This is a genomic window from Collinsella sp. HCP3S3_D1 (assembly GCF_052064015.1).
GTDB lineage: Bacteria > Actinomycetota > Coriobacteriia > Coriobacteriales > Coriobacteriaceae > Collinsella.
This window is the reverse complement of the sequence record NZ_JBQHWK010000022.1, coordinates 26,302-39,669: the sequence shown is the minus strand read 5'-3', so window position 1 is coordinate 39,669 and position 13,368 is coordinate 26,302. Positions and strand designations below refer to the sequence as shown.

Genomic DNA, 13,368 nt, shown 5'->3' with positions numbered 1-13,368 from the left:
CCGGAAGCTAAGCCCCATCGCGCCGAGAGTACTGCGGGGCCAGCCCGTGGGAGGCCAGGGCGCCGCTGACCGGTGGACGGCACCGAGCCGTGCGCTTGGACTGAGAAGGGGGAGGCCTCGCGGCCTCCCCCTTTTTCGTTTGGGCGTTGTAAACTTAAAGCCCCTACGGCTTAATTGTCTTTTCTATTTGAAGAAAATAAAACGAATGACCAGCGCGATTGCCGCGATGGCAATGATCAAGAGCGCGATTTGGAGCCGGTGCTGTTTGCGTCGTCTGCTAGACGATATAAATATCGATTTTCCTTGCTTCGGCGTCTCTAAATAGCGGGCAGAATGCGTTAGGGTCTGCTTAGGGCGAGGCTCTCTTCGTTGTTGCTTAGCGGGTGTTTGGGCCTGCTCCTGGTTGCATGCGCTGTTTTTGGATAAGGGGGCATCTTTGAGATACGCCGATTCGCTCGGTGCGACGCCCATATGTTTGCGACCTGATTGAGATTCTTCAAGGGTTTGATAACGATTGCGAGTTACATATTCAGGCTCTGTATCGTCAATAGGCTCTTGGGAAATATGGGGACGATGGTAGCGTATGGTCTGCGGATAGGTTGATTTATCGTTCTGCATCTGATCATACGAATTGTCGGAGGCTTGATCGTCCATGATGCCCTTAGGTTGTCATTAATATTGTGTATACGCTCATTGTAAGCCCCAGCTTTGTTTAGCTAGGGCACATTTGGTATTTAAGGCACGGTTCAAAGAACCTTGACCTCATTAAATCTTAGTCATATAGACTTAGATATGCTTATAGATAGAGACTCAAAAAACTTTATATCAAAATGTATATATAAGAAATGGATGGGCATATATTAAAGCGTCAAAAGAAGTCCCTGCCACCTAGAAGATGGCTCGGCAGTCCCTTAAAGGAGTGGTAGTCATGGCAAGCATGGTTCCTTATCGTTCGGTTTTTGGTGTTCGTCCCTCTGCTAGCTCGTTGTTCGATCTGTTTGATGATATGACCGATCTGGCAAACAACTCGATCGCCTCCAAGGCGTTTCCCGTTGATGTTGAGGACAGGGGCGACGGTTACGAGGTCAAGGCTTATTTGACCGGCGTCGCGAAGGACGACATCGACGTTGAGCTCAATGAGGGTCGTCTTTCCATTAGCGTGAATGTTGAGGAGAGCGAAGAGAACAAGGACAAGAACTACCTGCAGAAGGAGTTTTGCTCTTACAGCGCGACGCGCGGTGTGTACCTGAAGGATGCTTCGAGCGAGGGCCTTTCTGCAAAGTATGCTGACGGCATCCTTACCGTTACGGTTCCTAAGATTGTCGAGAAGAAGAACGTTACGAAGATTTTCATCGACTAACGTTATCGGCTATTAACATCGGTTCCTGAGTTAAGGGGGCTGGGAAGCGATTCCCGGCCCCCTTTTCTATTTGAGACGGCCTACTGAATGGTCATGGGCCGATATTGCCCGGCGGGACGTATTGTGAGTTTATGTGGCCCCTCAACGCGGGTGGCGGTGCTACCAAGCTCGTTGTCGAGTGTTGCCCCAAGTGAGCTTGCGTAGCTTTTGACGGTAAGGCTTGGGCGATTGTTGTCTTGGCTAATGTGCATCGCGATAAGCTGCTCGGTGCGATCGGTTACCAGCGCGCGTGCGGCATCGGCGGCCTGATCGTTGGAGAGATGCCCTTTTGCAGACAGGATGCGCTCCTGAAGAAAGCGAGGATAGTCTCCTTGACGCAGCATGGCTACATCGTGGTTGCTTTCGAGCGCGAGAATGCGACAGTCCTTGAGCGTATCGATGGCATGCTTCGACAACTCGCCGGTGTCGGTGGCAAAGCCAACCGAATCACCCTGGGCATCAAAACGGTAGCCGACAGGATTGACGACGTCGTGCGATGTCGAATACGTTTGAATGTGGACCCCGGCAATAGAGAGGGCGTCACCTGGGTCGAATTCCTCAACAGACAGATGTGCGAGGCTTTCCTTTGATGCGAGCGTGCCCCTGCTGGAAAAGACCGGTCCGTTCCAATGTTTACACCACACCTCAAGCCCCTTAATGTGGTCGCTGTGCTCATGGGTGACAACAAGGGCGGACATGTCGTCTGCCGAAAGGCCGAGCTCGGCCATGCGTTTGAGCGTTTCGCGGCGGGACAGTCCGTCATCGACCATAATGAGCCCCTGCGGGCCCTCGATGAGTGCGCAGTTGCCTTTAGAGCCGCTGCCGAGGATATGAAGGTGCAGGCGAGACATAAGATTCCAAAGGATACAATGAGTGCTGACGAATAGAGGAGGAAGCGAATGCCAACGGTATCACAGCATTACGGACACCATGCCGTACCCGGGGCAGTCGATGAGACCCGGACGAGGCAGCAGGCAGCTCCTGTGGTGCTCATGGTATCAGGCGGTGCGGACTCGACGGCACTGCTTCTTATGGCGTGCACATCAAAGCTGGATATCCAAGATGGACGCGGCGTTGCCCCCATTGCTCGCGAGCGCCTACATGTGCTTCATGTAAACCATCACCTGCGAGGCAAGGCATCCGACGGCGACGAGGCCTTTGTGCGCGAGCTCTGCGCACAATATGGCTTGCCGCTGTGCGTGGAGCACGCCTATTTTGATGAGGAGTCGGGCAATATCGAGGCGGCTGCGCGCGAGGTGCGTTATGCCGCGGCGCGAAGGTATGTTCGCGAGCTTTGTGCCAAGATGGGGGTGCCGAGAACGGCGGCGCGCATCTGTACTGCCCATACCTCTTCAGACCGCGCGGAAACATTTTTGATGAACGCCATTAAGGGGTCGGGCCCTGCTGGGCTCTCGAGCATTCCCCGCCGAAGGAATATTGTGGTACGCCCCTTGCTCGACCTAACTCATGGCGAGCTTGTGGGCTATCTGCAGGTGCATGGTCAGCCGTGGCGCGAGGACGAGACCAACGAAGATATCTCGTATCTGCGAAACTACGTTCGCCACCGGGTAATGCCAGTGCTGGCGCAGCGTAATGCGAGCGTGTGCAAGACGATTGGTGCCGCCTGTGAGATCTTGGGTGATGAGGATGCGTTTCTATCCCAGTTGTCGGCACAGGCGTTTCGAAGCTGCCTGCGCAAAGAGGCAGCGGGCGCGCTGGTGCTCGATGCCAGACGCCTTGCTGCGGCCGAGGTGGTAATCGCGCGGCGCATCGTGCGACTGGCGATTAAACGCATCGATCCGGACGCTCGCCCAGAGATGCGCCATGTGGAGCGAGTCCTCTCCTGTGTTGCCGAGGGTGCGGGTTCGGTTACGCTTCCGGCGGGGATTGACGCACGTGTTGAGTTTGGCATGCTGGCGTTTAAGGCACCGGCGGCTCGTGAGGGCTTGGTTGCGGACTGGATTACCATACCCGGCCGTATGTCGTTGGGCGGGGGACGTATGCTGGTCACAGAAGCGATAGCCGTTGAGCCGGGATGCGATATCGTGCGCCGCGCCCGTGAGTTTGCGGCTGCTGGGGAAGTGGCAGCTTTGGTGGACGCGGCCGCCCTGGGTTTTGCCAACAGCGATAGCGAGCGGATCTTGGCGGGCTCGCGCGGCGAGGTTCCTGCCGAGGCGCGATTGGCGCGCCTGTGGGTGGACGGTCCCGCGCCGGGAGACGTGATGTGCCCGTTAGGCATGAGTGGCCGAAGCAAGAAGGTGTCCGACTTGTTGTGCGAGGCTCGTATTCCCGTTTCCGAGCGCACCGGCGTGCCCATGGTAAGGACGGCACCGGGGGGTGTCGTGGTGTGGGTCGCCGGAGTTCGCGCGGACGAACGCTTTAAGTGCACGGCGGCGACGCGTGTGGCCTATCTGCTTCGCGTGGTTGACGCGGATTAGCCCCTCGCACCAGTTTTTCTGTGCGGCGTTGACGGTATTCCCGCGCTGATGGTGCACGGGCTGGAAAATATACCCCGTGCGCTGCTAGAATGTGTAGTTCGCGTCCATACGGCGGTGTGTGGGCGATTAAGCACAAGAAAGGGTTGTCATGGCTTCTCAACATCCGGATATCGAGAAGGTTCTGTTTACGCAGGAGGATATCGACGGTATCGTCTCTCGCCTGGGCGAGGAGATTACGCGCGACTACGCGGGTAAGGATCTGGTGCTGATTGCGGTCTTGCGCGGCGCCGTGGTCTTTATGGGCGACCTGATGCGCAAGATCGAGCTGCCGACCAATATCGATTTCATGGCCGTTTCGAGCTATGGCGACGGTGTGAAGTCCTCGGGCATCGTGCGTATCATTAAAGACCTTGATATCGATATCCGCGGTCGTGACGTGCTGATCGTTGAAGACATTCTGGACTCGGGCCTGACGCTCAAGTATCTGATGAAGAACCTTGAGAGCCGCAAGCCCGCTTCTCTGGAGGTCGCCGCCTTCCTGTGGAAGGACGTTGAGGATCGCATCTCGGCCATTACGCCCAAGTATGTTGGAACCCATTGCCCCGATGCCTTTGTGGTGGGCTACGGCCTCGACTATGCCGAGCGCTATCGTAACCTTCCGTATCTGGGCATTTTGAAACCGGAGGTTTATTCGTAAGATGCCCGACGACCGTAACGACTACAATTCCCAGACACCCCGGGACCCTAAGATTCCGGGGATGCCCGGAGGCAAGAAACCCACACGTACGGGCTGGCTGTATTTTCTTTTGGCTTGCGCACTTCTGGGCTACGCCTTCTTTAATATGGGCTCCGGCTTTGCCAGCTCCAGCAATACCGTTAAGCTCGCGACGAGCGAGATGGTGAGCGCCATCAAGCAGGATCGCGTCGAAGATCTGACCTATACGGTTCAGGACGGAAGCGTGACGGGTCATTACTGGAAGGCGAAAAAGGACAAGGGCGACACGAGTGAGCTCAAGAGCTTTTCCTCGAGCTATGTCGGCTCCGATTCGCTTGCCGAGCTCATGGCGGAGCATCCCGACACTAAGTACATCGTCAACACCAACGACCCCGATTTTTGGGGCGACTTGGCGATGAGCGTACTGCCGACGATTGCCCTGATCGCCATCATGTTCTACTTTATGCGCCAGATGATGGGCGCCAATAATAGGAACATGCAGTTTGGCAAGACCAACGCCAAGACCAACGAGGCTACGCGTCCCAAGGTCAAGTTCGAAGACGTTGCCGGCGTGGACGAGGCTGTTGAGGAGCTCGAAGAGATTCGCGATTTCTTGAGCGATCCGGACCGTTATCGCAAGCTGGGTGCCAAGATCCCGCGCGGCGTTTTGCTGGTGGGCCCTCCGGGTACCGGTAAGACGTTACTGGCCAAGGCCGTTGCCGGAGAGGCCGGTGTCCCGTTCTTTAGCATCTCGGGCTCTGACTTTGTCGAGATGTTCGTGGGCGTCGGCGCCAGCCGCGTGCGCGACCTCTTTAAGGAGGCCAAGTCTCAGGCTCCGTCGATCATCTTCATTGACGAGATCGATGCCGTGGGACGTCAGCGCGGAGCCGGTCTGGGCGGCGGTCACGACGAGCGCGAGCAGACGCTCAACCAGCTGCTGGTCGAAATGGACGGTTTTGAGGAAAGCGAATCGGTCATCCTGATCGCCGCGACCAACCGCCCCGATATTCTGGATCCGGCATTGCTGCGCCCCGGTCGTTTTGACCGCCAGGTTACGGTCGACCGCCCGGATGTGAAGGGGCGCGAGCAGATCTTGCGCGTGCATGCCGAGAACAAGCCAATGGATGAGGACGTTAAGTTTGAGAAGCTCGCCCAGATGACCGTTGGCTTTACCGGTGCCGACCTGGCAAACCTGCTCAACGAGTCCGCGCTGCTTGCCGCTCGCCGTCATCGCTCCGTGATCTCGATGGACGAGGTCGAAGAATCGATGGAGCGCGTGATTGCAGGACCGCAGCGCAAGGGGCGCGTGATGACCGAAGCCGAGCGCACCACGATTGCCTACCACGAGAGCGGTCATGCTCTGGTGGGTCACATCCTGGAGCACTCCGATCCGGTTCACAAGATTTCGATTGTCAGCCGCGGTCAGGCTCTGGGCTATACGCTGCAGCTTCCGCAGGAGGATCACTTCCTCAAGACCAAGAACGAGATGCTCGACGAGCTTGCCGTGTTCTTGGGCGGTCGCGTTGCCGAGGAGCTCATGTGCGATGACATTACATCGGGCGCGAGCAACGATCTGGAGCGCGCGACCAAGATGGCGCGCGAGATGGTTACGCGTTTGGGCATGAGCGAGGAGCTGGGCACGCAAGTGTTTGGCGAGGCGCAGCATCAGGTGTTCCTTGGTCGCGATTATGCCGATCACCAGGATTACTCCGAGGAGACGGCGCGCCGCATCGATATCGAGGTTCAGCGCATCATGCGTGAGGCCCATCGCCGTGCTGTTGAGATTTTGGATGCCCGTCGCGATCAGCTCGATCTGATGGCGAAGGTGCTGCTTGAGCGCGAGACCGTCGAAGGCGACGCCGTGAACGCCCTGCTCGACAACGATTGGGATGCCTACCTTGAGCGCGAGGGCGACATTCTGGCAGCCAAGGAGGAGCGCAACGCCAAGGCGGGCGGCGTGCCGACCAAAAAGCGCACGCCTCGTATGAGCGAGGAGGAGCTGGCGGCTGATGCCGCAGCTTTTGCGCAGGCGGCCATGCAGGAGGATGCCGAAGTCGCATCCGATAGCGCTGACGATGTCGAGGCTGCTGACACAAAAAAGGCCGATGGCGACACCGAGGCCGACGAGTAGTCTTTGTCGCGAGAGCCTCCGCGGGGAAAACCTGCGGAGGCTTTTTCTTTTGAGCGATATGTTGATTGGGGACAGACTTAAATGAGCGTTTTCACGCATTTAAGTCTGTCCCCAATCAACATTGCTGCGGTACTTTGCTTGACTAAAGCGTACAATACCGCCTATGCGAAAGGGGAACAGATGATCAACGAAACCATGTTTGCTCGCGGCGCGGAAAGCTCTATCATCCGCGAGATCTTTAGCTATGGACTTGAACGCAAGGCACAGATCGGTGCGGAGAACGTATTCGATTTTTCGCTGGGCAACCCGAGTGTTCCGGCGCCCGCTGCCGTGGCGGAGTCCATCAAAAAGGCCTTGGAGCTGCCGAGCGACCAACTGCACGGATACACGCCCGCACCAGGCCTGCCGCAATGTCGTGTCGCTGTGGCCGAGTCGCTCAACCGTCGTTTTGGCACGAGCTATGAGGGTAAAGATGTCTTTATGACCGTGGGTGCGGCGGCTTCGCTCACCTGCACGCTCAACGCTGTTACCAATCCCGGTGACGAGGTCATTGTTATCGCCCCGTACTTTCCGGAGTATCGCGTGTGGATTGAGAAGGCCGGCTGTACGTGTGTCGAGGCACCCGCCGATGAAGACACGTTCCAGCTGAGCGTGGGCAACGTGCTCAAGGCGATTACTGATAAGACGGCGGCCGTCATTATCGACTCGCCCAACAACCCGACCGGTGCCGTATATACGCGCGACACGCTGACGCGACTGGCCAATGTTCTGCGCGAGGTCAATGCCAAGCGTGATCCCGAGAATCCGATTATGCTCATCTCGGATGAGCCGTACCGCGAGATCGTGTACGGTGCCGAGGTGCCCTGGGTACCCTCAATCTACGAGAACACCGTCGTGTGCTATTCGTATTCCAAGTCGCTGTCGCTGCCGGGTGAGCGTGTGGGCTGGATTTTGGTTCCCAACACCAATCCTCAGGCTGCTCGCCTTATGCCGGCTGTCGCCGGTGCCGCCCGTACACTGGGTTTTGTGTGCGCACCGGCGCTCTTCCAGCGCGTGATTATCGACTGCATCGATGAGCCGAGTGATGTCGAAGCCTATGCTCGCAACCGAACGGCGCTCACCGACGCATTGGCGGAGTACGGCTACACCTACGTTGAGCCGGACGGCGCTTTCTATCTGTGGGTGAAGGCGCTCGAGCCCGACGCAAACGCTTTTTGCGAGCGTGCAAAGAAGTACGAGTTGCTCGCGGTGCCTTCGGATAGCTTTGGCATGCCGGGTTGGTTCCGCTTGGGTTATTGCGTGAGTTACGAAACGATTATCAATTCGCTACCAGCTTGGAAACAGTTGGCGGACGAGTATCGTTAAAAGCAGAGCGCTCTGCCTACAATGTTTTACGTGAAACGGGGTTTGGTGTTAAACCGGACCCCGTTGTCATGGACGTTGTGTCTTTGGGATGGAGCGGTTTTACGACTATCGAAGGCTATGCGTACAATGAATATACGCGACGGCCATACCAGATAAGGAGACCTGATGCCCTACCTGCTTTCCTGTGACATTCATACCCATACGATGTTCTCTGCGCATGCATATTCGACCATTGAGGAGAATGTGTACTGGGCGGCAGAGCGTGGCCTGCAGGTGCTTGGATCTGCCGACCATCTGAGCTCTATGGTTACGGCTTGCCCCAATGACCTGCGCAGTTACCAGTTCTTTATCAACCAGGATATATGGCCGCGCATTTGGAGCGGCGTGTTGGTGCTGCGTGGCGCCGAGGCCGATATCGTTTCGCTGGACGGAAGTCTGTTTGGTGAGGACACTCCTGTCACGCTCGATATTGCCGGCGATTCGTACAGCCGTCAGCATTCGCTGTTCGATCGGGTTACGCGTAATTTGGATTATTTGGTTGCAAGCGTGCATAATCCGCAGTTCGCTGAAGGCGCGACGCTGGCCCAGACGACCGAGATGTATATCAATGCTCTGGAGCACCCCAAGGTGTTTATGCTGGGGCATACGGGTCGATCGGGCGTGCCGTTCGATATCGACGAGGTGTTGCTTGCTGCTAAGGCTAAGCATAAGATCATCGAGATCAACAATCACAGTCTTGAGCATGGCGCGGATGCCGAGCATTGGGACGTGTGCCGCAAGATTGCCGAGCGGTGCGCCGAGCTGGGCGTGGGGATTGGCGTCTCGACCGATGCGCACATTGGTATGGCAATTGGTAAGCTCGACCAAGCGCGCAAGATGCTCGACGAGATTCACTTTCCGCTGGATTTGATCGTGACGCGCGACCGCGAGACGCTACTGCGCGAGATGGCGGCAGCCGGCGTGTGTGACCTGCGCAAGAGGATGTAGCGGAGTTCATAAACCAAGTAAGGGGGCGGCCCAGACGGGGCGCCCCCTTCTTGTACCGGTGGATTAGCGGCGCTCGAGGACCGCTACAGTTTCGGTGTGGTCGGTATGGGGGAACATGTCGACGGGCGTGATCTTGAGCAGGCGATAGCCACCGTCGAGGAGCTGGTGCAGGTCACGCTCTTGGGTCACAGGGTTGCAGCTGATATAGGTGATGCGGCGAGGTCTAAGCGCGCAGGCGGCTTCGAGGAACTCGGGGGTAGAGCCGGCACGCGGCGGATCGATGGAAAGGACGGTGACGCGCTCGTTGTTGTCGGCGGCATCTAGGATGTAGTCGGTGGCATCGTCGGCCATAAACCAGGCGCTGCGGGTAAGACCGTTGAGCTCGGCGTTGCGGCGTGCGTCGGCAATGCCCGCCGGGTTGCGCTCCACGCCAAGTAACATGATGCCGATGCCCTTGTTCTGAGCTTCTTTAGCTGCGCAAAGACCGATGGTGCCGCTGCCGCAGTAGGCATCCATGAGAACATCGCCCTGGTGCAGATCCATACCGTCGATAGCGAGCTGGTAGAGCAGCTCGGTCTGCTGCGGGTTGGTCTGGTAGAACGCGGTGGGGGAGATATCGAACTCGCAGCCGAGTAGCTGGTCGCGCATGCATTCAGCGCCATACACGATGTGGGTTTCCTCACCCAGGATGGCGTTGCCAGGGCGTCCGTTGATGTTTTGGGCGACGGTGACGATACGCGGATCGAGTGCGGCGATGGCCTCAAAGAATTCCTGCGCATGCGGCAGGTCGCGCTGGGCGGTAACGAGGGTGATCATGATCTGGTCGGTGCGCCAGCCGCAGCGAACGACGGCATAGCGAAGCAGGCCCAGATGCTTGTCCTCGTTAAAGGCGGGAATGTGCAGGCGCTCGGCCTCACGCGCAATGCCGTTAAGAATCTGACGGGCTCCCGGTGCCTCGACGGGGCATTCGGGAACAGCGACGATTCTGTGCGTGCCGCGCTCAAAAAAGCCGCAGCGGACAGCGCCCCCTTTGCCGGGGGCAAAGGGAGTGGCGGCCTTATGGCGAAAACCACGCGGCGCAGGATATTTGCCCGGGTCGCCCAGAGTAACGTCCATACCGCGAATGGGATCGACGGTTATGCCCTCACGCTCGCAAAGAGCAGCAAAAAGTTCATCCATAGCAGCCTGCTTGGCCGCCAGCTGCTTCTTATAAGGCCTGTTGAGCGCCGTGCATCCACCGCAAGCTTTCATGATGGAACAAGGCGACTTGGGATCAACGGCCTTATGAGCGGACCGGGACGACTCATTATGCGAGCGCTTGGAACGAGCTTGAGGCGCCTTATCCTCGCCCCGACGAGGGCTGGGACGCTTGGTCTTAGCCTTGCCCTTGGCCGACTTACCCTTCGTGTCCTGAGACGACTTGGATTTCTTGGAAGATTTTTTCTCTTCCGACCCCTCAGCCGCCTCGATCAAAGCACGACGAGCCTTGCGCTCCGCACGAGATTCTGCCATGAAGTAACCCCACTAATTTATAAATTGAAATCTGAAAGCATTGTACCGTGCCAAGCTAGCAGACGATATACAAGCGTCCACTTCACGTTAGTGATAAGTCCAACGACGTTTGCCCGGCGCGGGCGGGGAGCGGCGCGTAATTAAGTTTATCGCGAGTTCCGCACGCAAAGGAAAGCACTTAATGTGCTTTCCGTCTTGCGCAGGACTGTAGAGCAGGAAACTTAATTACGCGCCGCTCCCCGCCCGCGCCGGGCAACTTCTCCCTTGTACTCTATCAAGGTAAAGTGTATGATTCTGAACGTTACATGACTCACTTTACTTAGCTAAAGTGCCATCAAGGGGGAATACCATGAATACCGATATGTCTCGTCGTCAGTTTGTTGGTCTAGCCGGCTCGCTCGCCACGGTGCTTGGCCTTGGTCTTGTCGGCTGCGGCGGTGGTGCCGACAAGGGTTCCACTGCCGGCTCTGCCGCGGCAAAGGACGCCAAGGGCGTTGTGGAGTCTAAGAAGCTCGTGGTGGGCTTTGACAAGTCCTATCCTCCGTATGGCTTTGTGGGCGACGATGGCGAGTACACTGGCTTTGATCTCGATTTGGCCAAGGCAGTTGCCGATAAGCAGGGCTGGGAGGTCAAGTACGAGGCCATCGACTGGGACGCCAAGGATACGCTGCTCAACTCGGGCGCCATCAACTGCATCTGGAACGGCTTTACCATGGAGGGCCGCGAGGACGACTACACGTTCTCCGAGCCGTACATGCTCAATGAGCAGGTGCTGGTGGTCAAGAAGGATGCGGGCATCAAGAGTTGGGACGACCTTGCCGGCAAGACCGTGATTACCCAGACCGATTCTGCCGCACAGGATGTGCTAGAGGGTGACCAGAAGGATCTGGCGGCGACGTTTGCCACGCTCGATACCATCGGCGAGTACAACACGGCTTTTATGCAGCTCGAGAGCGGCGCGGTCGATGCGGTGGCTTGCGACCTTTCGATCGCCCAGTATCAGCTTGCCGCCAAGCCCGATGCCTATACGCAACTTGAAAAACCGCTGTCCAGCGAGCACTACGCCGTTGGCTTTAAGAAGGGTGATACTAAGTCGGCCGACGCCGTGACCGAGTCGCTCAAGGCGCTCTATGAGGACGGTACAGTCAAGGACCTGTGCGACAAGTATGCGAGCTACGGTCTATCCTTCGACAACTGGGTTTTGAAATAGCCACAGCACCCAACCTTGCGGCTCCAACCCTCCTCGCGTACCAAAGTACGCTTCGTCGGGCTTGTCGCTCGCAATCTTGGGCACTGTGCCTATTTCAATTAACACCTGCTGTTCTGTTGCTGTGAAAGAGAGCTTGGGTTGTCTATTCAGGTCATGATGCAGATGCTTGGCCAGGGTTTCTTGGTCAGTTTGCAGTTGTTTGTGCTCACGCTGTTGGGCTCGATTCCCTTGGGAATTCCCGTGGCGTTTATGCGTATGAGCAGAATCGCGCCGCTGCGTTGGATTGCGCGCATCTACATTTCGGTCATGCGCGGTACGCCGCTCATGCTGCAGATGTTTGCCATCTACTTTGCTCCGTATTATGTCTTTGGTATTTCGCTCACGCCCGATTCCAAGTGGACAGCGTGCGTTGTGGCATTCATCATCAACTATGCCGGCTACTTTGCCGAGATCTATCGCTCGGGTTTGCAGTCTATCCCGCGTGGTCAATATGAGGCCGCCGAGGTGCTGGGTTACTCACGCCTGCAGACGTTTTTGTACATTGTGATGCCGCAGGTCGCCAAGCGCATTTTGCCGGCGATGGGCAACGAAATCATCACGCTGGTCAAGGACACGTCGCTGGCGTTTGCCATCGGCGTGGGGGAGATGTTCTCGACGGCCAAGGCACTGGTTGCCTCTCAAGTGAGCATGGTGCCGTTTGCGATTGCGGCACTGATCTACTGGGTCTTTAACTTTGTGGTCGAGATGCTGCTGGGCGCCGCCGAAAAGCGACTTGACTACTACCACGACTAGCCTGTTCCGTCGTGCTTTTCAAACACATGGAGGTTCCCGTGTCCGGAACGGTAATGAATATAACGAGCGCGCGCAAGGCGTTTGGTGGCAATGAGGTGCTCAAGGATATCTCGCTCGAGGTAAAGCGCGGCGAGGTCGTGGCGATTATCGGACCTTCGGGCGGCGGTAAGTCAACGCTGTTGCGCTGCGCCACGCTGCTCGAGACGCTTGACGGCGGCTCGCTTTCGTTTGGTGATCTAGCCGTTGCGACGGATGCGGGATCGGGCACGGTGTATGCGAAAGGCGATGTGCCCAAGCAGGCGCGCTCGCGCTTTGGCCTGGTGTTTCAGAACTACAATTTGTTCCCGCACTATACCGTGATGAAAAACATTACCGACGCTCCGATCCGCGTGCTCAAGCGCCCGCGCGAGCAGGTCGAAGCACGTGCGCGTGAGTTGATCGCGCAGATGGGGCTTACGGGCAACGAGAACAAGGTGCCATGCGAGCTTTCGGGCGGTCAGCAGCAACGTGTGAGTATTGCGCGCGCCTTGGCGCTCGATCCAGAGATCTTGTTCTTCGATGAGCCGACCTCGGCACTCGATCCCGAGCTAACGGCCGAGGTGCTGCGTGTCATTAAAGACCTTGCCGCGCAGAATATGACGATGGTGATCGTGACCCATGCGATGCAGTTTGCGCGCGATGTTGCCGATCGCGTGGTCTTTATGGACGGCGGTCGCATTGTCGAGGAGGGTCCTGCCGAGCAGGTTATCGGCCATCCGCGCGAACGGCGCACGCGCGAGTTCCTGAGCCGTATCGAGGGCTAGGCTCAAGTAGACATTG

General features: G+C 57.4%; 12 protein-coding genes. 9 read left to right on the top strand and 3 right to left on the bottom strand.

Annotation, left to right across the window (positions count from 1 at the left end; all coding sequences use genetic code 11):
- Nucleotides 1-183 precede the first annotated feature (183 nt).
- Nucleotides 184-654, bottom strand: coding sequence for a hypothetical protein (locus ACTNDJ_RS07820; protein WP_154517745.1), 471 nt, complete (start codon nt 652-654; stop codon nt 184-186).
- 274 nt (nt 655-928) lie between these two features.
- Here ACTNDJ_RS07820 and ACTNDJ_RS07815 point away from each other — a divergent pair, with 274 nt between their 5' ends.
- Complete coding sequence (locus ACTNDJ_RS07815; protein ID WP_154517748.1) at nt 929-1,360, top strand: Hsp20 family protein; 432 nt, start codon at nt 929-931, stop codon at nt 1,358-1,360.
- 80 nt (nt 1,361-1,440) lie between these two features.
- On the opposite strand, the gene ACTNDJ_RS07810 is transcribed toward ACTNDJ_RS07815, so the two are convergent.
- Complete coding sequence (locus ACTNDJ_RS07810; RefSeq protein ID WP_441064084.1) at nt 1,441-2,250, bottom strand: MBL fold metallo-hydrolase; 810 nt, start codon at nt 2,248-2,250, stop codon at nt 1,441-1,443.
- Between the two features lie 48 nt (nt 2,251-2,298).
- On the opposite strand from ACTNDJ_RS07810, the gene tilS reads away from it, so the two are divergent.
- From tilS to ACTNDJ_RS07785, 5 genes are all read left to right on the top strand, one after another.
- Nucleotides 2,299-3,837 (top strand): tRNA lysidine(34) synthetase TilS, encoded by a 1,539-nt coding sequence (tilS, locus tag ACTNDJ_RS07805; protein ID WP_195838600.1) that lies wholly within the window; start codon nt 2,299-2,301, stop codon nt 3,835-3,837.
- Between the two features lie 148 nt (nt 3,838-3,985).
- On the top strand, nt 3,986-4,534 hold the full coding sequence (gene hpt, locus ACTNDJ_RS07800; RefSeq protein WP_154517754.1) for a hypoxanthine phosphoribosyltransferase: 549 nt from the start codon (nt 3,986-3,988) through the stop codon (nt 4,532-4,534).
- Nucleotide 4,535: 1 nt separating this feature from the next.
- Entirely contained in the window at nt 4,536-6,683 is a 2,148-nt protein-coding gene (gene ftsH / locus ACTNDJ_RS07795; protein ID WP_441016580.1) for an ATP-dependent zinc metalloprotease FtsH, read from the top strand.
- A 180-nt stretch (nt 6,684-6,863) separates the two neighbouring features.
- Nucleotides 6,864-8,048, top strand: a complete 1,185-nt coding sequence (locus tag ACTNDJ_RS07790; RefSeq protein WP_154517761.1) for a pyridoxal phosphate-dependent aminotransferase — start codon at nt 6,864-6,866, stop codon at nt 8,046-8,048.
- Nucleotides 8,049-8,213: 165 nt separating this feature from the next.
- A complete protein-coding gene (locus ACTNDJ_RS07785) occupies nt 8,214-9,035 on the top strand; it encodes a phosphatase (RefSeq protein ID WP_154517764.1) in 822 nt (273 codons plus the stop codon).
- 63 nt (nt 9,036-9,098) lie between these two features.
- Here ACTNDJ_RS07785 and rlmD read toward each other — a convergent pair whose 3' ends face one another.
- Entirely contained in the window at nt 9,099-10,547 is a 1,449-nt protein-coding gene (gene rlmD, locus ACTNDJ_RS07780) for a 23S rRNA (uracil(1939)-C(5))-methyltransferase RlmD (protein ID WP_441064082.1), read from the bottom strand.
- Nucleotides 10,548-10,896: 349 nt separating this feature from the next.
- Here rlmD and ACTNDJ_RS07775 point away from each other — a divergent pair, with 349 nt between their 5' ends.
- The 3 genes from ACTNDJ_RS07775 (at nt 10,897) to ACTNDJ_RS07765 (ending at nt 13,352) form a co-directional block, all read left to right on the top strand.
- Nucleotides 10,897-11,757, top strand: coding sequence for a transporter substrate-binding domain-containing protein (locus ACTNDJ_RS07775; RefSeq protein ID WP_441064080.1), 861 nt, complete (start codon nt 10,897-10,899; stop codon nt 11,755-11,757).
- Nucleotides 11,758-11,895: 138 nt separating this feature from the next.
- Nucleotides 11,896-12,549: an amino acid ABC transporter permease gene (locus ACTNDJ_RS07770; RefSeq protein WP_154517772.1), complete on the top strand. Its 654-nt coding sequence runs from the start codon at nt 11,896-11,898 to the stop codon at nt 12,547-12,549.
- 38 nt (nt 12,550-12,587) lie between these two features.
- Nucleotides 12,588-13,352 (top strand): amino acid ABC transporter ATP-binding protein, encoded by a 765-nt coding sequence (locus tag ACTNDJ_RS07765; RefSeq protein ID WP_427719752.1) that lies wholly within the window; start codon nt 12,588-12,590, stop codon nt 13,350-13,352.
- The last annotated feature ends 16 nt before the right edge of the window (nt 13,353-13,368 follow it).